The sequence below is a fragment of the Azospirillum lipoferum genome, assembly GCF_024170005.1.
GTDB classification, from domain to species: domain Bacteria; phylum Pseudomonadota; class Alphaproteobacteria; order Azospirillales; family Azospirillaceae; genus Azospirillum; species Azospirillum lipoferum.
In genome coordinates this window covers 81066-107688 of sequence record NZ_JALJXJ010000007.1, presented here as the reverse complement: position 1 = coordinate 107688, position 26623 = coordinate 81066, and the positions used below count along the sequence as shown (strand labels likewise).

Genomic DNA, 26623 nt, shown 5'->3' with positions numbered 1-26623 from the left:
TTATCGCAGCAGGTCGGCCGGTTCGCTGCGGTACAGGACCGACAGCGAGAGCAGCCCGGAGACGCAGGCGATGGCCGTGACGAACAGGCTGGTGACGGCGCAGAGCCAAAGGCTCATCACCAGCGGAATGTCGAGGAACCAGGCGACGCCGCAGAGGGCGGCGGCGATCGCGAACATCGCGACGTTGCCGGCCAGCGCCACCCAGAGCGATTGCTCCAGGACGATGGCGCGCAGCTGGCCGACGCGGACGCCGAGCGCGCGCAGCGTGGCATATTCCTTCAGCGAGGCGATCACCGCCCCGCGCAGGGTCTGGCCGGTCACGCCGACGCCGACCAGCAGGGCCAGCAGCATCGAGAAGCCGAAGGAGGTGCCGGCCCCCGACTCCTCCAGCCAGAACCGCGCCGACATCCAGGTCAGCTCGTCCGGCGTGGCGATGGCGTAGCTGTCGGCGGTGTCGGCGGCTTCGAGTTGGTCGCGGACGGTCGCGACATCGAAGCGCGGATCGAGCTTCAGCAGGAAATAGGGCGGGCCGCCGGTCCCGCCGTCCATGGCGATCTGCCGCAGCGAAGCGGGCGAGGCGAAGACCAGCGGCATCAGGTTGCTGCGGAAGCCATGGACGATGCCGCCGACGGTCACGCGCTTTCCGGCGATCTCCGCCGTGCCGCCGACCTCCGCCCCCAGCTTGTCCATATCGGCGGCGTCCACCACCACGCTGTCGGGATGGGACAGGATGGCCAGGGTTTCGGCCGGGACTCCCTGGAATCCGGCAAGCGCGCCGGGCTGGAGCGGGACGCCGACCACCATCACGCTCTGGCGCGTGCCGTTCCCCGTCTTCCAGTCGGCATAGCCGATCGCCATCTCGCGGACGTCGCGGATGGCCGGGTGCGACCAGAACAATCCCTCGCTCCGGGCCGGGACGATGGTCGACTGGTCCCAGCTGCGGATGTTCGCCGCCGTGACCCACAGATCCGCCCGGGCGCGGGTCACCGGAAGGGTGAAGGCGTCGAGCTGCCCCAGCAGCAGGCCGACCTGGACCAGGATCAGCAGGCCGGAGAAGGCCAGGGTCAGGATCGCCGCGGCGAAGCGCTTCCATTCATGTACGAGTGTCTGTCGAGCGAGCGAAACCATCGAGAAAACCTTTCCACGCGATGCGCGGAAGACAGATGCCCGCAGGCCGTCAAGCTGCGGTCGGGCAAGTGTCAAGATCGTGCAGAGATGCCGGGCAAGGGGGGCGGGCGAGGGAGGAAAGGGCGGGGAAGGGTGGGGATCCGGGAGCCGACCGGGCATCGACGGACGCTCCACACAATCTGCACAGTGCGATGGGACATCGTCGGCCAGCCACCGTCGCCGGATCGCGACGCAGCCCTGATCTCCCCATTGACGAAGGACCATCTGGACATGACGACCGTTCTCCTGACCGGCGCCACCGGCTTCATCGGCGGCGCGGTGCTCGCCCACGGCCTCGGCAGCCATCCGGAAGCCCGCCCGGAAACCCGCTGGATCTGCCTCGTCCGCGGCAGCAATGCGGCCCGTGCCCGTGCCCGGCTGCTGGAAAACCTGTCCCGCTTCATGGCCGCCGAGGCCGCCCGCGAGGCCATCGGGCGCGTCGAGATCGTCGTCGGCGACATCACCGCCCCGCCGAGCCTGGAGGACCGCCGCCTGGATGCGGTCACCCACATCCTGCATCTCGCCGCCGACACCTCCTTCCGGGCGCAGGAGCACTGCCACCGCGTCAATGTCGAGGGCACCCGCGCCCTGGCGGAGCGCGCCCGGCGGATGCCGAACCTCTGCCGCTTCCTCTACGGCGGCACCGCGATGATCTGCGGAGGCAACCCGCCGCCGCTGGTCCGGGAAGCGGATGCGCCGGCCCCGGCCGCCGAGCATATCGTGCCCTACACCCGGACCAAGGCGGCGACCGAGGCGATGCTGCGGCACGAGTTCGCCGACCTGCCGGCCGTGATGGTGCGCCCATCGATCGTCACCGGCCACCGGACGCTCGGCTGCATCCCCAGCAGCAGCATCTTCTGGATGTTCCGTGCCGGCGACCGGCTGCGTCTGGTGGCGGGCGACCTTGACGGCGGCATCGACGTCGTTCCCGTCGACTGGACCGCCGAGGTTCTGGTCGGGCTGATGCTGAAGCCGGAACTGGCCTACGACAGCTATCACCTTTCCGCCGGGCTGCGCAAACGCACGCGCTGGAGCGATCTGGCCGCCGCCTTCGAGCGCTGCGACCCCCAGGGCGGTCCCCGCGACTACAGCCGGTTCGACGCCGGGGACTGGAAGATTCTCCGCGCCCGCTTCGAGATGGCGTTCGGCCTCGGCGGGCCGCTGCAACTCGCGATGCTGCGGGCGATGCGCTCCTATTACCAGTTCAGCACGCTCGGCGTCGCCTTCGACAATGACCGTCTGGCCGCCGAAGGCTTCGCGCTGCCGCCGACGCTGGCGGAGTATCTGCCGGCCTGCCTGTCCGCGCCCAGCGGCCTGTCGATCATCGACCAGTTCGCCGACGATCTCGGGATGTTCGACGGCGTTCCGGAAAGCCTGCCGAAGCCGGTGGCGGCATGACCGCGGCGGTGGGCTACGGTCTGCTCGCCCTGGCGATCCTGGCGGAAATCAGCGCCACGATCGCCCTGAAGGCGTCGGACGGCATGACCCGGATCGGACCGCTGGCCGTCGTGGCCGCCGGCTATGGACTGTCCTTCTGGCTGCTGTCGGCCTCGCTCCAGCGCTTTCCTGTCTCGCTCGTCTATTCGGTGTGGGCCGGGTTCGGCATGGCCGGCGCCGCCATCGGCGGCTGGTGCCTGTTCGGCGAGAGGCTGGACACGCAGGCATTGATGGGAATGGGCCTGATCGCGCTCGGCGTGCTCATCCTCGCCAGCGCGATGGGACCGCCTGCCGCATGACCGCCGGCGGACGGGGGTGGGGCGAAGCCGGCCGGTGCCGACACTGCACCGCTCCCTCCCGGCAGAGGGGGCCTCCTGAAGCGCAGCGCAGTTCACAAAGCCCGGAATTGGATACATTCCATGAGGAGGCGACGCAGCGGGAGCGGCGCGAATGGCGCAGGAAGCCAGGGAATATCCATAATTATTTTGTCCACAAATGATTCGTTGTATACAACAATCAGCGACACTATACTCCAATCCAATCGCATGGCCATCACCGCTGAGAGGGAGGAGCCGGTGTCGGACGCCAAGTCATTTCCCATGAATTCCTGGTATGCCGCCGCCTGGGGGCACGAGATCGGGCGCGCGCTGACACCGCGGACGATCTGCGGCAAGGACGCCGTGCTGTACCGCCGCACCACCGGCGAGGTCGCGGCCCTGGAGGACGCCTGCTGGCACCGGCTGCTGCCGCTGTCGCTCGGCCGGCTGGACGGCGATCAGGTCGTCTGCGGTTATCACGGGCTGGTGTTCGACGCCGGCGGGCGCTGCACCCATATGCCGGCGCAGGAAACCATCAACCCGTCGGCCTGCGTGCGGAGCTTTCCGGTGGTCGAGCGGCACCGGCTGGTCTGGATCTGGATGGGCGACCCGGCGCTGGCCGATCCCGACCGCATTCCCGACTTCCACTGGAACGACGGAACCGACTGGGTGGGGGAGGGCGGCACCTTCTACAGCCTGAAATGCGACTACCGGCTGGTCACCGACAATCTGATGGACTTGACCCACGAGACCTATGTCCATGCCGGCAGCATCGGCGACGACGCCATCACCCGCACGCCGTTCGAGGTCACCCACACCGACCGCACCGCGACGGTGGAACGCTGGATGGAGGACATCGAGCCGCCGCCCTTCTGGGCCTGTCAACTGGCGTCGACCGGCCGCAGCGGCCGGGTGGACCGCTGGCAGATCATCCTGTTCCAGGCGCCGTCGACGGTGGTCGGCGATGTCGGCGTGGCGCTGACCGGAACCGGCGCCCGCGCCGGCGACCGCTCGCAGGGGGTCAATGGCTGCTTCCTCGCCGCGATCACGCCGGAAAGCGAGACGAGCTGCCATTATTTCTGGAACTTCGTCCGCACCTACCGCACCGACGACGCGGAGCTGACGAAGCAGCTCAACCTCGCTCACGTCAATGACGGGCGCGGCGTCTACGACCAGGACCACGCCGTGCTGGAGGCGCAGCAGACGGCGATCGACCGCAACCGGCGCCAGCCTTTCTACAACCTCAACATCGATGCGGGCGCCCTGTGGGCGCGCCGGCTGATCGACGGGATGATCGCGGCGGAGAACGGCGCGGCACCCCAACCCCGCATGGCCGCGGAATGACCGCCGCCGCCGCGGACGACAAGCCGCGCAACGCCCAGACGGTCAAGGCGCTGCTGAAGCTGCGCGAGATGGTGCTGAACGGCGAGCTGCCGCCGGGCGAGCGGGTCGCGGAACTGAGCATCGTCGACCGGCTGGGCGTCTCGCGCACCCCGATCCGGATGGCGCTGGTCCGCCTGGAGGAGGAGGGGCTGGTGGATTGCCTCGCCACCGGCGGCTTCGTGGTGCGGGAGTTCAGCGACCAGGACATCGCCGATTCCATCGAGCTGCGCGGCACGATGGAGGGCATGGCCGCCCGCCGCGCCGCCGAACGCCGGCCGGACCGCGCCGAACTGGCGGAGATCCGCGACTGCGTCGGCAGTCTGGACGCGCTGATCCGCCGGCGCGAGCTGAGCATGGATGACTTCTCCGACTATATCCGGCTCAACGACCGCTTCCACAGCCTGCTGGTGGATCTGGCGGCGAGCGCGGTGCTGAAGCGGTCGATCGAGCGCATCCTGCATCTGCCCTTCGCTTCGCCCAACGCCTTCGTCTTCGTCCAGTCGGAACTGCCGGAATCGCGGGAGATCCTGTCGATCGCGCAGGAGCATCACCGTTCCATCCTGGAGGCGATCGAGCATGGCGAGGGTGGCCGGGCGGAGGCGCTGGCGCGCGAGCATTCCCGCATCACCCAGCGCAACCTGCAGATCGCCCTGTCGAACCAGCAGCAGCTTGACCGCATTCCCGGCGCGTCGCTGATCCGCCAGCGCGAGCGCGCCTGATCCCCCGTTTCCTCATCCGCCTGTCGCGTGGAGACCCGATATGCCTGTTGAGTCCGATTGGCGTGAGGCCCGGCTGCGCTCGGTGGCCGACATCGCCGACGACATCCGCCTGTTCGACATCGAGCCTGGAGGGTGGTTCGAACCGCCGCCGCCGGGAAGCCATATCTCGGTGGCGGTCCGCATCGGCGAGCGGCCGGATACCCGCTCCTACTCCGTCGTCGGCCCCTGCCGCGACTCTGTATACAGGATCGCGGTGAAGCGCATGCCGCAGAGCCGCGGCGGCTCGGCCTATCTGTGGTCGCTGGCCCCCGGTGCCCGGCTGTCGATCACGCCGCCGCGCAACCTGTTCCCGCTGGCCCATGGTCGGCCGCAGTATCTGCTGGTCGCCGGCGGCATCGGCATCACGCCGATCTACAGCATGGCCCTGGCGCTGGCGGAGAAGGGGGCGGACTTCCGCCTGCTCTACGGCTGCCGCTCGCGCGGCGATCTCGCCTTCGCCGACGAGCTGCGCGAGCGGATCGGCGACCGGCTGGAGATCGCCGTCGAGGAGGAGGGGCAACGGCCCGACCTGCCTGGCGCCGTGGCGGCGCTGGCCCCCGATGGCGAGCTGTATGTCTGCGGCCCGATCGGCCTGCTCGACGCCGTCCGCCGCCTGTGGCGCGACAGCGGCCGGCCCGCCGCCAATTTGCGTTTCGAGACCTTCGGCAACACCGGGCGCTTCGCGGCGGAGCCCTTCACCGTCCGTATCCCCCGCCTGGGGCTGGAGGTGCAGGTGCCGCAGAACCGGACCATGCTGGACGCGCTGGAGGCGGCCGGGGTGGCGATGATCTCCGACTGCCGGCGCGGCGAGTGCGGGCTGTGCACCGTGAAAGTGCTGGATGTCGACGGCGCCCTGGACCATCGCGACGTCTTCTTCAGCGACCGCCAGAAGGACGAGGGCAAGCGGATGTGCACCTGCGTGTCGCGCGCGGTGCAGGGCGGCATCACCATCGACACGGCGGATCGCAGCGCCTAGCCGGCAGAATTGGATGGCCGGCGCCTGACCGAATCCCGGAACGGGGGCGGCGCCTGTCGACGCAAGAATAGGGGAGGGGACGGCCATGATGGTCAGTCTGGGCAATGTGCTGTTCAACGGCCTTGCCTATGGGATGCTGCTGTTCGTGATCTCGGTCGGCCTGTCGGTGACGATGGGGCTGATGGGCTTCGCCAATCTGGCGCACGGCGCCTTCGCCATGCTGGGCGGCTATGTCGCGACGACGCTGATGAACAGGGCGGGGGTGCCCTTCCTGCTGACCCTGCCGATCGCCTTCGTCGCGGTCGCGGCGGCCAGCTTCGTGCTGGAGCGGGTGCTGTACCGCCGGCTCTACCGGGCGGGCGAGCTGGACCAGGTGCTGCTGACCATCGGCCTCGTCTTCATGGCGGTGGCGGGGGCGACCTATGTCTGGGGACCGGGCCAGCAGCCGGTGCGGATGCCCGACTATCTGACCGGCCAATGGACGGTGGCCGGCATCGACATCGGCGTCTACCGGCTGTTCCTGATCCTGGTCGGCATCGCCGTCACCGCCGCCCTGGTGCTGGGGATCGAGCGCACCCGCTTCGGCGCGATGATCCGCGCCGCGGTCGACAACCCGCGCATGGCCCAGGGCTGCGGCATCAACGTCAACCGGGTGTTCAGCCTGACCTTCATGGCCGGCAGCGGGCTGGCCGGCCTGGGCGGTGCGGTGGGCATCAACCTGATCGGGCTCGATCCCGGTTTCCCGATCAAGTTCATGGTCTATTTCCTGATCGTCGTCGCCGTCGGCGGCCTCGGCTCGATCAAGGGGTCGCTGATCGCGGCATTGCTGCTCGGTGTCTTCGATGTCGGCGGCAAATATTACGTGCCGGAGGTCGGTGCCTTCATCATCTACGCCGTCATGGTGTCGCTGCTGCTGTGGCGTCCCGCCGGCCTGTTCGGACGGAGATAGCCGATGGTGTCGCTTCCCGCGGAGTCCCCCCAGGCATCCGACCACGCCTCCCGCGGCCGTCCGGTCACCCGGCTGGAACGGCGCAGCCGCTGGCGCTGGCATGAGATCCTGTTCTGGCTGGCGGTCGCGAGCTGCCCGCTGGTCGTCCCCGACGATCTGGTGCTGGCGTCGCAGGTGCTGATCGCCGGGCTGTTCGCCCTGTCGCTCGACCTGCTGCTCGGCTATGGCGGCATCGTCTCGCTCGGCCATGCCGCCTTCTTCGGCGTCGGCGCCTATGCCGCCGGCCTGCTCGCCCGCCATGGCTGGGGCGAGCCGATCAGCGGACTGCTGCTGTCCGGCGCGCTGGCCGGGCTGCTCGGCTTCGCCCTCAGCTTCATCATCGTCCGGGTGCGCGGCATCGCGCTGCTGATGGTGACGCTCGGCGTGTCGCTGGTGCTGCACGAGGCGGCGGTGAAGGGCTACGCCGTCACCGGCGGCGACGATGGCCTGCAGGGCATCGTCCTCGACCCGCTGCTCGGGCTGTTCCCGATGGACATGTGGGGACGGACCGCCTTCGGCTACAGCCTCGCCGTGGCCTTTGCCGGCTTCCTGCTGGCCCGCCGGCTGGTGTCCTCCCCCTTCGGGCTGGCGTTGCAGGGCATGCGCGAGAACGGCCGGCGGATGGCCGCCATCGGCGCGCCGCTGCGCCGGCACAGCGCGCTGATCTACACCGTGTCCGCTGCCCTGGCCGGGGTGGCCGGTGCCCTGCTGACCCAGACCACCGAGTTCGTGTCGGTCGAGGTCCTGGGCTTCCAGCGCTCGGCCGAGGTGCTGATCATGCTGATCCTGGGCGGGGCCGGGCATCTCTACGGCGCCTTCATCGGGGCGGCGGTCTTCATGATCGTCCGCGACCAGCTGGCGGCGGCCAACCCGGAATACTGGTTCTTCTGGCTGGGCCTGATGCTGGTGCTGGTCGTGCTGTTCGCCCGCGGCGGCATCATCGGCGGGATCGCCACCATCGCCGCCCACTTCCGCAAAGGAGGCTCACGATGACCGCAGCTTTGGCGACCCCCGCCTTGGCGACCGATGGACTGTCGGTCAATTTCGGGGCGCTGCTGGCGACGCAGAACGTGTCGCTCGACCTGCCGGCGGGGGCGCGCCACGCGCTGATCGGGCCGAACGGCGCCGGCAAGACGACGCTGATCAACCTGTTGACCGGCCTGCTGCGGCCGAGCGGCGGCGAAATCCGCCTGCATGGCGCCACCATCACCCACGCCAGCCCGGCCGAGCGGGTGCGGCGCGGGCTGGTGCGGACCTTCCAGATCAACAGCCTGTTCCCGGCGCTGACGCCGCTGGAATCGGTGACGCTGGCAGTGTGCGAGCGGCGCGGGCTGACGCGGAGCTGGCTGTCGCGGCTGAGCCGCCGCACCGACGCCATCGACGAGGCGCTCGCCCTGCTCGACCGGCTCGGCCTCGGCCCCGACGCGGAACGGCCGACGCGGGAACTGGCCTATGGCCGGCAGCGGCTGGTCGAGATCGCGCTGGCGCTGGCCTGCGAGCCGCGGGTGCTGCTGCTGGACGAACCGGCGGCCGGCGTCCCGGCGCGAGAGAGCGCCGAACTGTTCGAGGTGATCGCCGGCCTGCCGCGCGACCTCGCCATCCTGTTCATCGAGCACGACATGGACCTCGTCTTCCGCTTCGCCGACCGCATCACCGTGCTGGTCGGCGGGCAGGTGCTGTGCCACGGCACCCCGGCCGAGATCGCGGAGAACCCGGAGGTCCGGCGCGTCTATCTGGGGAGTTCAGGTCATGGTTGAACCATTGCTGAGCGTCCGCTCCCTGAGCGCCGGCTACGGCGACGCGTCGGTGCTGGACGAGGTGTCGTTCGAGCTGGAGGAGGGCGGGGCGCTCGCCCTGCTCGGCCGCAACGGCATGGGCAAGTCGACCCTGCTCGCCACGCTGATGGGGCACACGCTGCGCCGCGGCGGAACCATCGCCCTGCGCGGCCGGCCGGTGGAGCGGCTCGCCCCGCATCTGCGGCCCGCCGCCGGCTTCGGCTGGGTCCCGCAGGAGCGCGACATCTTCCCCTCCCTGACGGTGGAGGAAAATCTGACGGTGGCGGCGCGGCGCGGTCCCTGGACGCTCGCCCGCGTGCACGAGCTGTTCCCGCGCCTGCGTGAACGGCGGAGCAACCTGGGGTCCCAGCTGTCGGGCGGCGAGCAGCAGATGCTGGCGATCGGCCGGGCGTTGATGCTGAACCCGGCGCTGGTGCTGCTGGACGAGCCGCTGGAAGGGCTGGCCCCGGTGATCGTCGAGGAGCTGTCCGCCGCCATCCGCCGGATGGTGGAACGCGAGGGGCTCGCCATCATCCTGGTGGAACAGCACGCCCACATCGCGCTGGGCCTGACCCGCGACGCCATCGTGCTGGAACGCGGGCGGATCGTCCACCGTGCGCCCTCGGCGACGCTGGCGCAGGACCACGCCACGCTCGAACGCTATGTCGGCATGCGTGTCGCCGCCAAGGCGGCCTGAAGACAACATTCAAGAAGACTGGGGAGGTTGATGATGACGTCTGTTGTGCGGAATCTGAGGGCGGTGGCCGTGCTTGGAATGGTGGCCGGAACGATGGCGGCCGGGACGATGCTGGCCGGTGTGCCCGCCCTGGCGGCCGACCCGGTGAAGATCGGCCTGATCCTGCCGATGTCCGGCCCCTTCGCCTCGACCGGCAAGCAGATCGAGGCGGCGGTCAGGCTCTACCAGCAGGTCAACGGCGACAGCGTCGCCGGCCGCAAGGTGGAGGTGATCGTCAAGGACGACACCGGCGTGGCGCCCGACATGACCAAGCGCCTGGCCCAGGAACTGGTGGTGAAGGAGAAGGTATCGGTCCTCGCCGGCTTCGGGCTGACGCCGCTGGCGCTGTCGGCCGCCCCGGTGTCGGAACAGGCGAAGACGCCGATGATCGTCATGGCGGCGGCCTCCTCCGTCATCACCACCAAGTCGCCCTACATCCTGCGCACGTCCGGCACCCTGCCGCAGTCGGCCGCCACCATCGCCCAATGGGCGGCGAAGAACGGCGCCACCAAGATGTATTCGATGGTGACCGACTACGGCCCCGGCATCGACGCGGAAACCGTCTTCAAGACCCGCTTCGCCGCGTCCGGCGGCAGCGTGGTCGGCGACGTCCGCATCCCGCTGAAGAACCCGGACTATGGTCCCTTCATGCAGCGGGCCAAGGACACCGCCCCCGACGCGATCTTCGCCTTCGTGCCATCCGGCGAGGGGGCGTCCTTCATGAAGGAATTCGCGGAGCGCGGGCTGGCCAAGGCCGGGGTGCGGCTGCTCGCCACCGGGGACGTCACCGACGACGACATCCTGCCGGCGATGGGCGATGCCGCCATCGGCACGGTGACCGCGCACTATTATTCCGCCGCCCACCCGTCGCCGGAGAACAAGGCCTATGTCGAGGCGTTCCGCAAGGCGAACGGCGGCCTGCGCCCCAACTTCATGTCGGTCGGCGGCTGGGACGGCATGCATCTGGTCTATGAGGTGCTGAGGAAGACCGGCGGCAAGGCCGACGGCGACAGCTTCGTCGCCGCCGCCAAGGGCATGAGCTGGACCAGCCCGCGCGGTCCGGTCGCCATCGATGCCGATACCCGCGACATCGTCCAGGACATCTACCTCCGCAAGGTCGAACGGCAGGACGGCGAACTGTTCAACGTCGAGTTCGACAAGGTCGCCGCCGTGAAGGACCCGGGCAAGGGCGGCTGAGGCAAGCGATCCCGATTGCGGGCAACCCGCTCTACGCCGGCGGCCCGGCGATGGCATCGCGCAGGTCGTCGGCGAAGGGGCCGACCATGCCGGCGACCGCCGTGTTGGTCATCGCCACCATGCTGAGTTGCCGGACCGGATCGACCCAGAAATGCAGCCCGAAAACACCGAACCAGCCCCAGCTTCCCGGTGACAGCGGGACTCCGGCCGCGGCGGGGTCGCGGACGATGCCGACGCCCAGACCGAAGCCCCATCCCGGCCCGGGAATGAAGACGTCGGCCCCGCCGACCGCGTGGGTGGTCAGGGCGGCGACGGTTTCGGGCCGCAGGATGCCGCCGCCGCCGGTGCGCAGCGTCTCCAGCAGCTTCAGATAGTCCGGCGCCGTACCGACCATGCCGCTGCCGCCGGACGGGAAGGAGGCGGTGTCGAACAGGCGGGACGGCATGTATCTCAGCAGGCCCGGACCGAATGCCAGTTCGTCGTTGTCGGCCATCGCCGCCGGAAACGGCTCGCGGTCGATATAGGGGGTGCTCAGGCGGTCCCGGGCGGCGGGGGCGAAGCCGGTATCGGTCAGACCGAGCGGGCCGGTCACCAGTGCGGATACGGCTTCGGCCAACGTCCCGCCATGGGCGCGCTCCACGATAGCTCCCAGAATGTCGGTCGCCACCGAATAGCACCAGCCGCCGCCGGGTGGGAACAGCAGGGGTGCGGCGGCGATGCGGCGCAGATTCTCATCCATCGAAACGCCGACCGCGTCGAGCCCGTCCGATACGCCGAGGCGGTGATAGGGACCGTCCGGCGGCTCCAGGAACCCGTAACCGAGCCCTGAACTGTGGCTGAGGAGCTGGGCGACGGTGATGACCGGGGCCGTGCCGTCGGGCAGGCGGGGGCGGAAGTCCGGCAACCAGTCATGGATGGCACCGTCAAGCGACAGCCTGCCCCGCTCGACAAGGGCCAGGGCGGCGCAGGACACGATGGGCTTGGTCAGAGAGGCCAGACGGAAAATGGTATCGATGGCCGCCGGCTTCGCGTCTTCGCGGCAGGACCATCCGGCTGCGGTCTCCGCGACGGTTTCCCCCGCCTGCGCGACCGCGACCACGGCGCCGACGATGCGGCCCGCGCCGACATGCCGATCCAGAACCGCACCGATACGGTCGGACAGGTTGGAAGCGGCACCATCCCCACTGAGTGACTCCATTGCCGGGATCCTTGCTCGTTGAAGCGGAAAATTTCTTTGAAGCGGCTGCACGGCATGATCAGCAATCGGCATGCCACGCACAGGCTTGGCCGACCGGCGGGAAAATTCATTCGAATCAATATGATCGACCAAAGATTCCCCAGAACGCCGAGCGACCGATTCATGAATTGCGCAAATTGGCGTTTTCTTTCATGATTTGATAAAAGTTATACAACAGAACAATTCGTAGGGAGGATCGTTGGAGTCCATGGACGGGCAGAGCGTGCGTCAAATCTCCCTGGCGGAGGCATCCCGCCAGTCCGGAAAGCTCATGAGCCGCGGGTGCAGCGACGAGCTGGATGCCTCGGCCGCTCCGACCATGCGCGAGTTGACGGAGTGCCTCTATTTCTCGATCGGCGACGGCCGCATCTGGTTGAACGACCGCCGCATGCTGCTGTTCGACGTCGCCAACCTCGGGATGATCCGGCGCGAACTGATGGACGCCATCGGCGTCGAGCGGACGCGCGCCCTGTTCACCCGCGTCGGCTACGCGCAGGGCGCCCGTGACGCCGACCTGATCCGCCGCCGCTGGCCGTCCGCCGATCTCACCCTGTCCTTCGCCGCCGGTCCGCGCATCCACACGCTGGAAGGCTTCGTCAAGGTGACCACCCGGCGCTTCGAATTCGACATCGAGAAGGGGCACTATCTGGGCGAATTCCTCTGGCACGATTCCGCGGAGGCCGACGAGCACATCACCCATTGCGGCGTCAGCGGCGACCCGGTGTGCTGGATGCAGGTGGCCTACGCCACCGGATACACCAGCCGGATCTTCGGCAAGCTGATCCTGTTCCGCGAGGTGGAGTGCCGGGGCATGGGGGCGCCGCTGTGCCGCGTCATCGGCCAGCCGGCCGACGCCTGGGGCGACGCCGCCCTCGACATGGAAGCGCTCGGCATGACCTGGGAAAAGCCGCGGCGGCCGGGCCGGAAAGCCGCCCCGTCCCCCGAACAGCCGCCGACGCCGACGCAGCGGGAAGCCGGGGATGACCGCGGGCCGGTGATCGGCCTGTCGGCCAGCTTCATGGCGGCGCGCCACATGCTGGAGCGGGTGGCTTCGACACGGGCGACCGTGCTGCTGGTCGGCGAGTCCGGCGTCGGCAAGGAACTGTTCGCCAGCACCCTGCACGACCTCAGCCCGCGCCGCGACGGCCCCTTCGTCGCCCTGAACTGTGCCGCCATCCCCGATACCCTGGTCGAATCCGAACTGTTCGGGGTGGAGAAGGGCGCCTACACCGGAGCCGCCGCCGCAAGGCCGGGCCGCTTCGAGCGGGCCGACGGCGGCACCCTGTTCCTCGACGAGATCGCCTCGCTCAGTCTGGTGGCGCAGGGCAAGCTGCTGCGCGCCCTGCAACAGCGCGAGATCGAGCGGGTCGGCGGGGTCAGGACCGTCAAGGTGGATGTGCGCGTCGTCGCCGCCACCAACGTCGATCTGCGCGACGAGGTCAAGGCCGGGCGGTTCCGCGAGGATTTGTTCTTCCGGCTCAACGTCTTTCCCATCGCGCTTCCGCCGCTGCGCGAGCGTCGCGACGACATCCCGCTGCTGATGGAGCATTTCCTCGACCTCTATGCCCAGGAGCACGGCCGCCGGCCGCCGGGCTTCACCCGCCGCGCCACCGAGGCGCTGCTCAACTACCGCTATCCCGGCAACATCCGCGAATTGCAGAACCTGATCGAGCGCGGGGTGGTCTGCGCCGCCGACGGTGAGCAGATCGACATCGCCCACATGTTCCGTCCCGGGGAGATGGCACCGCCGACCGCCTATTCGCTGGAGCCGGACGGGCGGATCGGCATGCATGACCTTGCCGCGGACGGCACGGAAGCCGGAGATGTCTTCGAAAGGCTGGTCGCCGACGGACTGCCGCTGGCGGATCTGGAGCGTGGGGTGCTCAAGGCGGCGCTGACCCGCCACAAGGGAAACGTGTCGGCCGCGGCGCGGGCGCTGAACCTGACGCGTGCGACGCTGGAATACCGGCTGAGCAAGCACGGGCTGGCGCCGGGGCCGGAGAAGGGCGCAGCCGCCCCCCTCCCCCCGGACGCCGGCTGACGGATCAGCCGGTGACGCTCACCACCAGTTTGCCGACTTGTTGGTTGGACTCGAGATAACGGTGGGCTTCGACGATGTCGTCGAGATCGAATGTCCGGGCGATGGTCGGACGCAGCGAACCGGCGTTCAGCCCGAACAGGATGCCGCTGCGCGCCCGCTCCAGCCGCACCGGATCGCGGATGAGGTCGAAGACCAGATAGCCGCGCAGGGCGAGGCCGAGACGGACCGCCGGGAAGAAGGGAAAGGGCGTCCGCTCCGCCGCCTCGCTGAGATTGCCGTAGAGGATCATCTGCCCGCCCGCGTCCAACGCCTCGGCCAGGGCCTGGACGCCGGGACCGGCGATGGGATCGAAGACCAGCCGCGCCCCGCGTCCGCCGAAATGCCGCCGCAGCTCGGTCGCGACGTCCTGTTCGCCGGAGACCACGACCAGTGCCGCACCGGCCGCCCGGAGTGCTTCCGCCTTGTCGGGATCGCGGGTCACCGCCACCGGCAGGGCGCCGATCAGGTTGGCGGTCTGGATGGCGGCGAGCCCCACGCTGCTGGAGGCCGCCGTGATGACCACGATGTCGCCGGGTGCGATGGCGGCGACATCCACCAGCGCCCCCCAGGCGGTGAGATAGGCCATCCACAGGGCGGCGGCGTAGCTGGCGGACAGTCCGGGGGGCCAGGGGATCAGCGCCGCCGCCGGCACCACCGCCCGGTCCGCATACACGCCGAAATCATTCATCGGGAAGGCCGGCAGGACGCACACGGCATCGCCGGGCGCCACGGAGCAGACGCCGTCCCCGATCTCCTCGACGATGCCGCAGGCCTCGCAGCCGATGCGGGCCGGCGGGCGCGGCACCTCCAGATAGCGGCCGGCGCGGAAGGCCGCCTCCGCCCGGTTCAGGCCGATGGCGGCGATGCGGACCGTCACCTCTCCCGGACCCGGCGCGGGAGTGTCGAGCCGTTCGATCCGCAGAACCTCGGGACCGCCGGTCTCGTGGAAGCGGACGACGCGGCCCGTCATACCAGCACCTTCTTGGCGCCGGCATCGGCGGCATCGGCCACCGGCCTGGCGCGCGGCAGCAGGAAGCAGGCGAGCGCCGGCAGCAGGACCAGCGCGCCCAGCATGTTCCACAGGAACATGAAGGCCAGCAGGATGCCCATGTCGGCCTGGAACTTGATCGGCGACCAGTACCAGGTGGCGACCGCCACCGCCAGGGTCAGGCCGGTCAGCATCACCACCCGGCCGGTGAACAGCAGCGAGCGGTAATAGGCGACCGACAGGCTTTCCCCCGCGCGCAGATGGGACAGCACGATGCTGAGGACGTAGAGGGCGTAATCGACGCCGATGCCGACGCCGAGCGCGATGACCGGAAGGGTCGCCACCTTCACCCCCATGCCCAGCACCACCATCAGCGCCTCGCACAGGATGGAGGTGAGCACCAGCGGGATCACCGCCGTCGCCACCGCCCGCCAGGAGCGGAAGGTGACGAAGCACAGGATGATCACCGCGCCATAGACCCAGACCAGCATCTCGTGCATCGCCTTGCCGACGACGATGTTGGTGGCGGCCTCGATCCCGGCATTGCCCGCCGCCAGCAGGAAACGGACATTCGGGTCGGTGTTGCGGGCGCCGTACTCCTCCACCGCCGCCACGACGCGGGCCAGCGTGTCGGCCTTGTGGTCCTGGAGATAGACGTAGAGCGTCAGCAGCGAACACATCTTGTTGAAGGATTCCCGCGGCGCGATAGTCTGCGCCACGCCGAGCGCGCCCTCATTGGGGATCAGCTCGAACCATTTGAAATTGCCTTCGTTGAAACCGACCCCCGCCAGCTTGGCGAGCGTCGCCATCGAGTTGGTGGCCTCGACGCCGGGAAGCTGGCGCAGCCGCCACGCCAGTTCGTCCACCCGCGACAGGGTGCGGTAGGCGGTGCACTGGTCGTTCGGCGTCTTCACCATCACCACCAGAATGTCGGAGCTGGCGGCGTAGTTGGCGACCATGAAGGCGCTGTCGCGGTTGTAGGCGGAATCCGGCTGCAATTCCGGGGCGCCGGGATCGAGGTCGCCGACCTTGAGATCCAGGCTGACACGGTAGCCGCCGGCCGCCAGCAGGGCCGCCACCGCGATGGCGATGGCGGCATAGCGGCGTTGGGTGAACAGGTCGAGGAAGCGCCATGCCCAATGCTTGGTCCCGCTCTCCTGGCCATCCTCCCGCATGTCGGCCTCCTCGCGCAGGCTGCGGCTGGCCGCGCTGGCGCTGACCCCGACATAGGAGAGCAGGATCGGCAGCAGGATCAGGTTGGTGAAGATCAGCACGCCGACGCCGATGCTGGCGATCATCGCCAGATCCTGGATGACCTTGATGTCGATGATGATCAGGACGGCGAAACCGACGGCGTCGCACAGCAGCGCCGTCAGCCCGGCGACGAACAGGCGGCGGAAGGTATAGCGCGCCGCTACCACGCGATGGGTGCCGCGGCCGATGTCCTGCATGATGCCGTTCATCTTCTGGGCGCCGTGGCTCATGCCGATGGCGAAGACCAGGAAGGGCACCAGCACCGAATAGGGGTCCAGTTCATAGCCCAGCAGCGACAGCAGGCCGAGCTGCCACATCACCGCCACCAGCGAGCAGCACATCACCAGCAGCGTGCTGCGCACGCAGCGGGTGTAGGCCAGCACCACCAGGAAGGCGATGGCGACGGCGGCGACGAAGAACAGCAGAACCTGCTCCAGCCCGGCGATCAGGTCGCCGACGATCCGGGCGAAGCCGGTCACATGCAGCTTCACACCCATCGGCTCGTATTTGGCCTTCAGCGCATCCAGGCTCTGGGAGAATTTTCGGTAGTCGAACGGCTTGCCGGTCTCCGGCTCGACGTCCAGCAGCGGCACGAAGATCACGCTGGAACGGAAGTTGGCGGCCACCAGCTGGCCGATCTCGCCGGAGCGCCCGACATTGGCGCGCAGCGCCTCCAGGCTGGCAGGGGAGCCGTCGAAGCCGTCGGGGATCACCGTGCCGCCGTCGATGCCCTGCTCCGTCACCGCGGTCCAGCGGGTGGCCGGGGTCCACAGCGATTTCAGGAAGGGGCGGTCGACGCCCGGCAGCAGGAAGACCGTGTCGCTGATGGCGCGCAGGGTCTCCATGTACCGCTTGTCGAAGATGGTGCCGTCCGCCGCCTCGACGGCGATCCGCACCGAATTGCCGAGCCCGCCCAGCTCCGACTTGTGGGCCAGATAACTGGCGATGTAGGGATGGCCGGTCGGAATCATCTTCTCGAAGCTGGCGTTCAGCCGCAGATGCGTCGCCTGCCAGCCGAGAAACAGGCTGGCGATCAGGCAGAGCGCCACGACGGCGATGCGGTTGTTGAACAGCAGCCGTTCCAGCCGGCTGCCCGACTGCCGGTCGAAATCCTCCAGCCGGGCGATGACCGGGGGCTGGCCGAGGGCGTCCTCGCTGATCATGTCGGTAAGCCTTTATGTCTTATGGGGCAGGGGCCAGCGGGGCCATTCCGCGCAGGCTGGACAGGACGGCGAGCGATCCATCAAAAGCGGACCCGGCGAAGGCGGCACCCGTCAGCGGCAGTCCGGTGCGCTGAACCAGCGCGAAGCGGCGTCCGGCATCGCGGCTTTCCAGAACCGCCCCCGCCTGATCGACGGCCAGCGCCTGCCCGCCGACCGCGGTCACTGCGCTGACGCCGGTATCGGTCGGCATATCCACCTTGTCCCAGTGGTCGCCGCGGTCGGCGGAGCGGTAGGCGTTGCCCTTCAGGCCATAGGCGAGCAGGGCGCCGTCGTCGAACACCGTCAGGCCGAACCAGCTCCCCGGATAGGGCGAGTCCAGCGGCGTGAAGCTGCGGCCGCGGTCGGTGGAGCGCAGCATCAGACCCTGTTCGCCGACGATGTAGAGGTCATCGGCGTTGGACCCTTTGCCCGCCCGCAGGCCATAGAGATGCAGGCCGTCGGGGTTGGGGAGCGCCACCATGACGGAGGTCCAGCTTGCACCGCCGTCCTCGGTGCGGAAGGCCAGACCATAGGCGCCGACGACCAGTCCCTCGCGGTCGTTCCAGAACTGGAGGTCGAGGAAGGGCTTGTCCGGCCCGTCCTTCACCAGGGATTGTCCGGACTTCGCGGAGGAGGCACCGGCCGGATCGGCAGCCGCCCGTTCCGCCGCCGCGATGCCGTCGAGTTGCAGGCGCCAGCTTTCACCGCCGTCGTCGGTGCGCAGCACCACGCCGAGATGGCCGACCGCCCAGCCGGTGCGTCCGTCCACGAACTGCAAGGCGGTGAGGCTGACGCTGACCGGAACCCTGGCCTGCCGCCACGAGGCGCCGCCGTCGTCGGACAACAGCACGATGCCGCGCTCCCCCGCCGCGACCAGACGGTTCCCGACCGTGGCGACGGCGAGCATCGCCGCCTCCGGCGCATGCGCGGAGGGGGTTGCGGGGCGGGACAGCACCGGGAAGTCGGCGCGTGCCGGTGTGGTGCCGGTAACGGCGCCGGGGGTCATGGCCGGAGTGGCGGCCGTGGCGGGTGTGGACAGCGCCAGGGCGGCGGCCAGAAGGACCCATCGATGCGGGGCGTTCATGGAGCCCTCCGTTGGGAAGTGAGCATTGGGGATCGATGAGAAGGGAGGATCGAAGACGGGGGCCGGACCGGATCGGGCGGCCCGGCCGGCCGCTCACTGGACGCTGCTGTTGGCCAGCGCGTCGGGGCTCCAGTCGGTTTCCGGGCGCCGGGGCACCGCGGTATATTGCTTGCTCAACCCGTTGGAGGCGGCGTTCAGGTAGTAGGAACCGGTGCGCAGGTCGTAGCCGCCCCAGAAGACGTTGGTCACCACCGCCGGAATGTCCGGCGCCAGCAGGGTCAGCGAGTAGTTGTTGCGCCACAGCTTGCCCTGGGCGTCCCAGCCGTCGAACATGACGATCTGCCAGCTGTCCTCGTCCAGGTAATAGCGGCGCTTCGGCACCACATGGCGCCGGCCGTCCTTCAGCACGGCATCCACCACCCAGACCCGGTGCAGCTCCCAGCGGACCAGATCGGGGTTGAGGAATTTCGGCCCCATCAGCGTCTCGATCGGGGCGGAGGCGGCGCGGTTGTTGTTGTAGGGGATGTACATCTCCTTCTTGCCGGCCAGGGTGAAGGCGTATCCGTCCACCGGCCCGAACATCATGAAGGCCTCGTCGAAGAAGCCGACGCCCGACGTCACGAAATCGGGGGTGTCATAGGCGACGGAGGGCGCGCGGCGGACGCGGCGCTGGCCGACGAGATACTGCCAGATCGCGCGTGCCTTCCCGGCGGTCGAGGGTTCGTGGACGAGGATGGCCTCGCCCCGGCGCGAGGCCGGGCGCTCGTTGATGAAGCGGCCGAGCTGGTTGGTCCCCTCATATTTCTCCAGGCTGCCGTCCTTGTAGTAGTAGGGGTACTGGATGTATTCCTGCCCGGCCGACGGCTGGACCCGCGCGCCGTCCGGCGTGACGATCCAGGTGCCGAGAGAGAATTCGACGCTCTCGCCGTTCCAGCCCAGCCGGTGGTTCCAGATCGCCTCATAGCCGTCGGCGGGAATGGGGAAGGGGATCCCGCCATAGGCGCCTTCGACGGCATAGCCATTGTCGGCCAGCTTGGCGCGCGTCGCGTTCTTCCGGGTGTTGTCATAGACCCATTGCGGCGCCGCCGCCGTCCGATGGGTCGGGTAGACGTCGAGCCGCATGTCGGGATACTTCGCCAGCAGGGCCTGCACGCCGTCGGCCAGCTTGCCGGCATATTTGCCGACGCTCTGTCCGGTGATGGAGTAAAGCGGCTTTTCCGAAGCGAAAGGGTCGGCCCGTTCGCTGCCCGGTGTGTAGCCGGGCAGCGGCTTGGTCATGCCGCCGGTCCAGGCCGGAATGCTGCCATCCTTGTTTCCGGCCATTTCGGCCCCCATCGGGGTCAGGCTGGCGCCGAGCTTGGCGGCGTCCTGGGCCGACGACGCGGCGACGGCGGTTCCCATGCCGGCGGCCAGCAGCGAGCCGGCCACCAGGACGGTGGTCATGCGTTTCATGTTCGAAGACTCCTCGTGCGCTGATCGCGATCGATGCGCGGGGTTCAGAAGGACCGCTTGGCGTAGAAGCCGATGAAATCGCGGTCCTTGGACGTCTGGGTGAAGGACAGTTCCTGCAGCGGGGTGCGTCCGGCGACCACCGGGGTCAGGCCGACTCCACCGCCGCCGAAGTAATGGGTCAGGCTGGTGCCGAACTGCCAGGCGGTCTGGTAGGTGAAATCGGCGCCGATGCTGATGTCGCCGCCGCGCGACACCCGGCCGGCGAAACCGGGAACCGCCGAGGAGCGGCCATAGGGGGTCCAGCCGACGCCCAGCGGGATGTTGACGTCCAGCCCGTTGGCGATCTGGAAATAGGTCAGGGTGAAGATGCTGCGCAGGGCCAGGGCGCTGCGCGTGGTGCGGGGGTCGAGGGCGGACGGGTTCTTGTCGATGGCGAGGCGGTCGTTCCAGGCGACCTCGCCGACCAGCGATGCACCATCCCACAGCGGGGTGGGCGTGAAGGCGTGGATGGCCGAGGTCTGGACATGCAGCGTGCGGCCGACGGCGTAGGCCGGGTTGCCGCTGTTGTTCGCGGCGTCGGTGGTGACCTGCGGGTCGCTTTCCAGCGGCGCGTTCCAGCGGTAGGAGATTTCGCCCGCGACGTTGGTGCGGCCGATGACGGTGCTGGCGCTGACGCCGACCGTCTTGATGTCTTCCGGATAGACCAGACGCAGCCGGCCGATCCGGCCCGCCGCGACGTCGGCCGCCGACGGGTTGGCGTTGGGAATCAGGTAAATCTGCGGGGTCTTGTCGTGATATTTGGCGAAGTAGAAGCCCAGCTCGACATCGCTGTCCTCCGGCGTGTAGCGGGCCTGGAGGCCGAACTGGCCGCTGTCGCGCGCCTTCATGTCCTGGCCGCGCCAGAAGGAGGCGGGCCCGCCGCCGTTGACCAGCGGAGCACCGGCGATCAGCCGTTCGGCGCCGTCGCCGACGAAATCGAAGGTGCTGAAATAGCTGCCGGCGGCGGGCAGGCGGGTAGGGCGCCATTGGAACTGGTAATAGCCGCCGACGGACAGATTTTCCGACAGCTGGAGACTGCCCGACGCCTGCCAGACCGGCATCAGCAGCTCCTTGAACTGGGTGCCGGGGACGCTCAGCAGCTTGGCGAGATCGATGGGCTGCTGTGCAGCCGCGACGCCGTTCTGGCCGAAGAACAGGCTCTCGCCGAACACCAGGGAATGGCGGCCGAGCCGCAGCGAGGCGCGCTTGTCGTCGACCGTGAAGTTGTTGTAGACGAAGGCGTCCTGCAATTCGGTGTTGCGGCCGTGGATGCGGCGGGTGGCGCGGGTGAAGCTGTCCGCCGGCACGCTGACCGAATTGCCGAAACCGGTGTCGTTGTCGGTTCCATGGTTGTAGACGGTGTCGTACCAGGCCGCACCGCTGAGCCGGACGCCGTAATCCTTGGTGCCGGCGGTGAATTCCGACAGAAGGTCGGCGCGGTTGGAGATCACCCCCCGCTTGAAATTGCGGTTGCCGTCGTCGAGGTTCACGTCGGTGAGCTGGCTGCCTTTCGGATCCTGCAGCCGGAAGGCATTGGAATATTTCAAGGTGTTGTCGAAGGTGATCTTGAAGCCGTCGTCTCCCACCTCCCAGCTCGCCGCCCGGACCGGGGCGGAGGCAAGAAGGGACAGCGCAACACTCCCCAGCAATATTGTTTTCGTTGAAGGCGTCATTCTCTCTGCACTCCCCAAATGGTCGCCAAATGATCGATGGTGTCACCTGATCGGTTGCGGTCGCGTCATGTGCAGTCACATCAGGGCAGCCGGATCACCGGCTTGATGGTCCGGCCATGCTCCATGTCGTCGATGGCCTGGTTGATCGCGTCGAAGGGGTAGAAGCGGACCATGCGGTCGAAGGGAAAGCGGCCCTGCCGGTACAGCCCGATCAGCATCGGGATGAAGACGTTGGGGTTGGTGTCGCCCTCGACGATGCCCATCAGCCGCCGGCCGCCGCTCATGAAATGGACCTCGTCCAGCGTGATCTCGCTGCCCAGCGGCGAGGCGCCGAGCAGGCCGCACAGGCCGCGCGGCGCCAGCGATTCCACCGCCTTGCGGATCACGCCGGCATTGCCGGTGGTGTCCAGCGCGTAATGGACGCCGCCGGTGAGCGCCAGAATCTCCATCGCGGCGTCGGTGGAGGCCGGGTTGATGGTGTGGGTGGCGCCGAAGGAGAGGGCGGCCTCCAGCCGCGACTCCCGGATGTCCACGGCGATGATGGTCGCCGCCCCGGCGAGCTGCGCCGCCATCACCGCCGACAGCCCGACGGAGCCGGTCCCGAAGATGGCGACCGCCCGTCCGGCTTCGACCTTCAGCGCGTTGAGGATGGCGCCGGCACCGGTCTGGACGCCGCAGGCCAGCGGCCCCAGCAGCTCCAGCGGCACGTCGCCCGGCACCTTGACGACGTTGCGGGCATGGCAGAGCGCATGGCTGGCGAAGGAGGACTGGCCGAAGAAATTGCCGTGGACGCGCTCCCCCTCCCTGGACAGCGCGCTGGTGCCGTCGGGCCGGGTGCCGAAGAAGTTGCGGGGGAAGAATTCATGGCAGCTGCTGGCGTGATGCTCCCGGCAGCTCGGGCAGGTGCCGCAGGAATTGTAGGTCATCACCACCGGATCGCCGGGGCGCACCTTCGTCACATGGGCGCCGACCCGCTCGACGATGCCGGCGCCCTCATGGCCCAGCACCACCGGCTGCGGCGTCGGCAGATGGCCGTCCCGCACCACGAGGTCGGTGTGGCAGATCCCGGTGGCGACCACGCGCACCAGGATTTCGTCGTCGCGCGGGTCCTCCAGATCAAGGTTTTCAATCGACAAGGGGGCGCCGTTAGCGCGCGCGACCGCCGCTTTGATCTTCATCTCGGATTTTCCAGGAAAGGGGTCGTGAAGCGACCGGGCAGCCGGAGCGGACGGGTCAGAACGGATAGGCGGGCGCCGTCGGCTTGACGGTCAGCCACTGCCATCGCGTGTATTCACGCCAGTCCGACGGCGATCCGCCGTTGCCCGAGCAGCCGCGCCCGCTGAACGGGTTGACGCACTCGTCGTTGACGGTCTGGTCGTTGACGTGAACCATGCCGGCGTCGAGCCGTTCGGCGAGGGCCCAGGCGCGGGCGAGGTTGGGGGACAGCACCGCCGCCGACAGGCCGTATTCGGTCCGGTTCGCCAGTTCCACCGCCTCGTCGTCGCTGGCAACCGTGACGAAGCTGGCGACCGGCCCGAAGATCTCCTCGGCGAAGGCGCGCATGCCGGGGCGCACGCCCGACAGCACCGTCGGCCAGTAGAAGCGCCCGTCATGCCGGCCGCCAGCCTCCAGCACCGCGCCCGCCCGGACGCTGTCCTCGACGATGGCGTGAACCTTCTCCGCCTGGCGTTCGTTGATCAACGGCCCCAGCGCCGCCGGCTCGCGGGCAGGATCGCCGACCGGCAGATGACGCGCCTTTTCGGCGACCTTGGCGATCAGCTCCGTCGCGATCGCCCGATGAACGAGGATGCGGCCGCTGGCCATGCAGATCTGGCCCTGATGCAGGTATGCACCCCAGGCGATGTTGCGGGCGGCGAGGTCGAGGTCGGCGTCATCGAGGACGATCAGCGAATTTTTGCCCCCGAGTTCCAGCGACACCTTCTTCAGCCGTCCACCCGCCAGTTCGCCGATGCGCCGGCCGACCGCGGTCGAGCCGGTGAAGCAGACCATCCCCACCGCCGGATGGGTGACCAGGGCCTCGCCGACATCGGCCCCGCCGGGCAGGACATGCAGCAGGCCGGGGGGAAGTCCCGCCAGTTCCAGGGCGCGGGCGATGATCAGGCCGCCGCTGACCGGCGTGTGCGGATCGGGCTTCAGCAGCACCGCGTTTCCGGTGGCCAGGGCCGGCGCCACCGCGCGCAGCGACAGGATCAGCGGGAAGTTGAAGGGGGAGATGACGGCGACGACCCCATGGGGGGTGCGGCGGGCCAGACTGAAGCGTCCCGGACCACTGGGCAGGACTTCGCCTGCCGCCTGCAACGGGATTCCTGCCGCCAGATGGAACAGGGTGACCGCCTCGCGCAGTTCATGTTCCCCCTTGGCCAGGATGCCGCCGGTTTCCCGTGCGACGAAGCGGGCGAGTTCAGCGAGGTTCGTTTCCAGCAGAGCCGCGGCGCGGCGGAAGATGTCCGCCCGCTCCCGCGGGGGTACGGCGCCCCAGGCACGCTGGGCCGCGACCGCGGCGGCGGCGGCCGTCTCCACGTCCCTGGGCGTGGCATCGCCGACCTGGGCGAGCGGTTCGCCGGACGCCGGTTCGACGATTGTGCGGCTGGTGGCCGCCGGACGCCAGCGGCCGTCGAACAGATGGCCGGACCAGAGAGCGTGATCGAGAAAAAGGGGATGTGTCCTGCTGTCCAAGGGATCCTCCGGATGGTCGGGCCGTCCTGACGGCCGGCGGTCGAAAGCCGTTGCCGTCTGCAGGAGAGCAAACGCCGTGCCGGAAGTTGGATGAGCCGACAGTCCATGGGTGCGGCGGACGCCGATCATGGCGAAATGGCGGGTATCGCTGACAATAACGGCCATCAACAATCGCGGCCTGCGGGCGATGCCGTGCCGGCTGGAATCCAGGGGAGTTCCTGAAATCCTGAAACGCCCTGGATGGTCTGCTGAAATCCTGAAAAGGATCGTGCCGGCGGGGCAGGGGAGACGCACCTCATCGCCAAGGCGCCGCCTCGCTCCCAACTGTCACAAACAAATCCAACCAGTCGGCCCCTGACCTCGTCAGTCGGCAAGCAGGCCGAACTGGAGCAGGCTCTCAGCCGAGGCGACAATGGCGTCTTCCGCCGAACGTGGCGACCAACCAAGCAGGCGCATGGCCTTCTCACTCGTGGCGTTCATGTTCACGCCCAGAAACGGGACGAGCGCCTTCATCGCAGGGTTGAAGCGTGCGCCGAGGCGGACGACGCTGTTGGGCAGTTGCCGGGTCGTGACCTTCCGCGCTGCCGCTCCCAGCCTTCGCCGCAGCACCTCCGCGACATCACGGAACCAGAGACTCTCGCCTGAAATGGCGAGGAAGCGCTCGCCGTTCGCGGCCGGGTCCGTCATGGCCCGCAGGTGCAGATCCGCAACGTCGCGCACATCGACGAAGCCGGAATTGACCTTCGGGCATCCCGGCAAGCCATCCATGAGGTTCTTGATCAACCTGACGGAGTGCGAGTAGTCGGCCCCGAGCACCGGGCCCAGGACCGCAGTCGGGTTGACGGCGGAGAGTTCAAGCCCTCGCCCATCCGTGGCGATGAAGTCCCAGGCTGCCTGCTCGGAGAGGGTCTTTGACTTCTGGTAAGGTGGAATATCCGCCGTCGGGTCACTCCAGTCCGTCTCGTTGAATGGCCGTCCCTTGGGTCTGTGTCCCATACCCACCGCGCCGAACGCGGAGGTGAGTACGACCCGACCGACTCCGGCGTCACGAGCGGCGCGCAGGACCCTGAGGTTGCCCTCGACGGCAGGCCTGATCCAATCCTCCTCGCTGATCTGATCGCCGGATGGGGTCGGAGACGCGCCATGGAGCACGTAGCTGCACCCGGCGACAGCCTCGGCCCAATTCCGGTCCTCGCCAAGATCCGCGACCACGAACGAAAGGCGGTCCTCGGGCTCGATCCCTCCGGCCCTGAGGTGGGCAATAACCTCGTCCTTGCGGGTCGGCGTGCGTAGCGAGGTTCGCACCCGATAGCCGGCCCTCAGCAACGCCAAAATGCAATGTTGGGCAATGAAGCCCGTTCCGCCGGTCACGAGGACCATTCTGTCGTTCATTCGCATCACCGGGTATAAGGGGGCGCGAGCGGCTTCGCGTTGCCACTCATGGTCTACGACTGTATACTAAGAAAATCGGCTCAGTCTACGCTCGTATAATGAAATCCATGTCATCATCCCCCCTGAAACGATCCGACAAGGCTGCCGCCACGCGGGCGGCGATCCTCTCGGCCGGGCGGCGCGCATTCGCGGCGCACGGCTATGACGGGGTCGGAGTGCGTGCCATCGCTGCCGAGGCGGGCGTCACCGCCATGATGGTCAATCGCTATTTCGGTTCGAAGGAAGGTCTGTTCGGGGAGGTGGTCACCGACAGCATGCGTGACCCCATTATCCTCACACCGGAAAACATGGCGGCGCCCGACATGGCGCGAGTCTTCGCCGAAGCCTTGGTCGGCATCACTGCCCGCGATGCCGAACCGCTCGACGGTTTCCAGATCCTTTTTCGTTCGACCGGCAGTGAGACGGCAGCGCGCATTGCCCGGGAGCGCATCGAGCATGCGCACCAAGCCGCGGCGACCAGTGTGGTGAGGGTTGGTCATCCCAGCGAGCGAGCGGCGCTCTTCCTGTCGCTCGTCGCCGGCTTTCAGCTTATGAGGCAGGTGATGGGGCTCGATGCGCTTGCCAAGGCGGACCCAGCGGTGCTGGTCGACCTGCTGACGCCCCTAATTGCGGAGGTCCTTAGGCCCACGGCGCGCGACTGAAGGTCGGCATTGTGGCCCCGGCTCGCCTCAGGCTGCGAATGATGTTCATCCGTAAGCGATTACGATTGGTGAAGCCTTGTGATTACAAGA

22 protein-coding genes are annotated in these 26623 nt (G+C 68.5%); 12 read left to right on the top strand and 10 right to left on the bottom strand.

Going from position 1 to position 26623, the window contains the following annotated elements; all coding sequences use genetic code 11:
• Positions 1 to 1128, bottom strand: coding sequence for an ABC transporter permease (locus tag J2848_RS16775; protein ID WP_149232337.1), 1128 nt, complete (start codon positions 1126 to 1128; stop codon positions 1 to 3).
• Positions 1129 to 1398: 270 nt separating this feature from the next.
• On the opposite strand from J2848_RS16775, the gene J2848_RS16770 reads away from it, so the two are divergent.
• The 10 genes from J2848_RS16770 to J2848_RS16725 all read left to right on the top strand — a co-directional run bounded on the left by J2848_RS16770 (position 1399) and on the right by J2848_RS16725 (position 10734).
• The gene (locus J2848_RS16770; RefSeq protein WP_149232338.1) at positions 1399 to 2565 is read left to right on the top strand and encodes an SDR family oxidoreductase; all 1167 of its coding nucleotides are present in this window, start codon (positions 1399 to 1401) and stop codon (positions 2563 to 2565) included.
• Positions 2562 to 2903: a DMT family transporter gene (locus J2848_RS16765; protein ID WP_149232339.1), complete on the top strand. Its 342-nt coding sequence runs from the start codon at positions 2562 to 2564 to the stop codon at positions 2901 to 2903. The genes J2848_RS16770 and J2848_RS16765 overlap by 4 nt, the downstream gene beginning before the upstream one ends.
• A gap of 246 nt (positions 2904 to 3149) precedes the next feature.
• Positions 3150 to 4265: an aromatic ring-hydroxylating dioxygenase subunit alpha gene (locus J2848_RS16760; RefSeq protein ID WP_149232340.1), complete on the top strand. Its 1116-nt coding sequence runs from the start codon at positions 3150 to 3152 to the stop codon at positions 4263 to 4265.
• Positions 4262 to 5023: a GntR family transcriptional regulator gene (locus tag J2848_RS16755; RefSeq protein ID WP_149232341.1), complete on the top strand. Its 762-nt coding sequence runs from the start codon at positions 4262 to 4264 to the stop codon at positions 5021 to 5023. The genes J2848_RS16760 and J2848_RS16755 overlap by 4 nt, the downstream gene beginning before the upstream one ends.
• A 40-nt stretch (positions 5024 to 5063) precedes the next feature.
• Positions 5064 to 6038, top strand: coding sequence for a PDR/VanB family oxidoreductase (locus J2848_RS16750; RefSeq protein WP_149232342.1), 975 nt, complete (start codon positions 5064 to 5066; stop codon positions 6036 to 6038).
• An 85-nt stretch (positions 6039 to 6123) separates the two neighbouring features.
• Positions 6124 to 6987, top strand: coding sequence for a branched-chain amino acid ABC transporter permease (locus J2848_RS16745; protein WP_246193953.1), 864 nt, complete (start codon positions 6124 to 6126; stop codon positions 6985 to 6987).
• Between the two features lie 3 nt (positions 6988 to 6990).
• Positions 6991 to 8019 carry a branched-chain amino acid ABC transporter permease gene (locus J2848_RS16740; protein ID WP_149232343.1) on the top strand — a complete coding sequence of 343 codons (1029 nt, stop codon included), beginning with the start codon at positions 6991 to 6993 and terminating at the stop codon, positions 8017 to 8019.
• Complete coding sequence (locus J2848_RS16735; protein WP_149232344.1) at positions 8016 to 8783, top strand: ABC transporter ATP-binding protein; 768 nt, start codon at positions 8016 to 8018, stop codon at positions 8781 to 8783. The genes J2848_RS16740 and J2848_RS16735 overlap by 4 nt, the downstream gene beginning before the upstream one ends.
• Complete coding sequence (locus J2848_RS16730) at positions 8776 to 9498, top strand: ABC transporter ATP-binding protein (protein ID WP_149232345.1); 723 nt, start codon at positions 8776 to 8778, stop codon at positions 9496 to 9498. The genes J2848_RS16735 and J2848_RS16730 overlap by 8 nt, the downstream gene beginning before the upstream one ends.
• 63 nt (positions 9499 to 9561) lie before the next feature.
• Positions 9562 to 10734, top strand: coding sequence for an ABC transporter substrate-binding protein (locus tag J2848_RS16725; RefSeq protein ID WP_246193954.1), 1173 nt, complete (start codon positions 9562 to 9564; stop codon positions 10732 to 10734).
• Positions 10735 to 10765: 31 nt separating this feature from the next.
• Here J2848_RS16725 and J2848_RS16720 read toward each other — a convergent pair whose 3' ends face one another.
• Entirely contained in the window at positions 10766 to 11932 is a 1167-nt protein-coding gene (locus tag J2848_RS16720) for a serine hydrolase domain-containing protein (protein ID WP_149232346.1), read from the bottom strand.
• Between the two features lie 310 nt (positions 11933 to 12242).
• Here J2848_RS16720 and J2848_RS16715 point away from each other — a divergent pair, with 310 nt between their 5' ends.
• On the top strand, positions 12243 to 14012 hold the full coding sequence (locus J2848_RS16715; protein ID WP_246193955.1) for a sigma-54-dependent Fis family transcriptional regulator: 1770 nt from the start codon (positions 12243 to 12245) through the stop codon (positions 14010 to 14012).
• A gap of 4 nt (positions 14013 to 14016) precedes the next feature.
• Here the strand turns inward: J2848_RS16715 and J2848_RS16710 are convergent, their stop codons facing one another.
• The 8 genes from J2848_RS16710 to J2848_RS16675 form a co-directional block, all read right to left on the bottom strand.
• A complete protein-coding gene (locus J2848_RS16710; protein ID WP_149232348.1) occupies positions 14017 to 15021 on the bottom strand; it encodes a zinc-dependent alcohol dehydrogenase family protein in 1005 nt (334 codons plus the stop codon).
• Positions 15018 to 17456, bottom strand: coding sequence for an efflux RND transporter permease subunit (locus tag J2848_RS16705; protein WP_149232349.1), 2439 nt, complete (start codon positions 17454 to 17456; stop codon positions 15018 to 15020). The genes J2848_RS16710 and J2848_RS16705 overlap by 4 nt, the downstream gene beginning before the upstream one ends.
• 19 nt (positions 17457 to 17475) lie before the next feature.
• Positions 17476 to 18579, bottom strand: a complete 1104-nt coding sequence (locus tag J2848_RS16700) for a YCF48-related protein (protein WP_149232350.1) — start codon at positions 18577 to 18579, stop codon at positions 17476 to 17478.
• 93 nt (positions 18580 to 18672) lie between these two features.
• Entirely contained in the window at positions 18673 to 20031 is a 1359-nt protein-coding gene (locus J2848_RS16695; RefSeq protein ID WP_149232351.1) for a DUF1329 domain-containing protein, read from the bottom strand.
• A gap of 44 nt (positions 20032 to 20075) precedes the next feature.
• The gene (locus J2848_RS16690; protein ID WP_246193956.1) at positions 20076 to 21719 is read right to left on the bottom strand and encodes a DUF1302 domain-containing protein; all 1644 of its coding nucleotides are present in this window, start codon (positions 21717 to 21719) and stop codon (positions 20076 to 20078) included.
• A 104-nt stretch (positions 21720 to 21823) separates the two neighbouring features.
• A complete protein-coding gene (locus J2848_RS16685; RefSeq protein WP_149232353.1) occupies positions 21824 to 22921 on the bottom strand; it encodes an NAD(P)-dependent alcohol dehydrogenase in 1098 nt (365 codons plus the stop codon).
• Positions 22922 to 22976: 55 nt separating this feature from the next.
• The gene (locus J2848_RS16680; protein WP_246193957.1) at positions 22977 to 24440 is read right to left on the bottom strand and encodes a benzaldehyde dehydrogenase; all 1464 of its coding nucleotides are present in this window, start codon (positions 24438 to 24440) and stop codon (positions 22977 to 22979) included.
• Positions 24441 to 24803: 363 nt separating this feature from the next.
• Positions 24804 to 25832 carry an SDR family oxidoreductase gene (locus tag J2848_RS16675; protein WP_149232354.1) on the bottom strand — a complete coding sequence of 343 codons (1029 nt, stop codon included), beginning with the start codon at positions 25830 to 25832 and terminating at the stop codon, positions 24804 to 24806.
• Positions 25833 to 25939: 107 nt separating this feature from the next.
• Here J2848_RS16675 and J2848_RS16670 point away from each other — a divergent pair, with 107 nt between their 5' ends.
• Positions 25940 to 26533 carry a TetR/AcrR family transcriptional regulator gene (locus J2848_RS16670; RefSeq protein ID WP_211103180.1) on the top strand — a complete coding sequence of 198 codons (594 nt, stop codon included), beginning with the start codon at positions 25940 to 25942 and terminating at the stop codon, positions 26531 to 26533.
• Positions 26534 to 26623 lie beyond the last annotated feature (90 nt).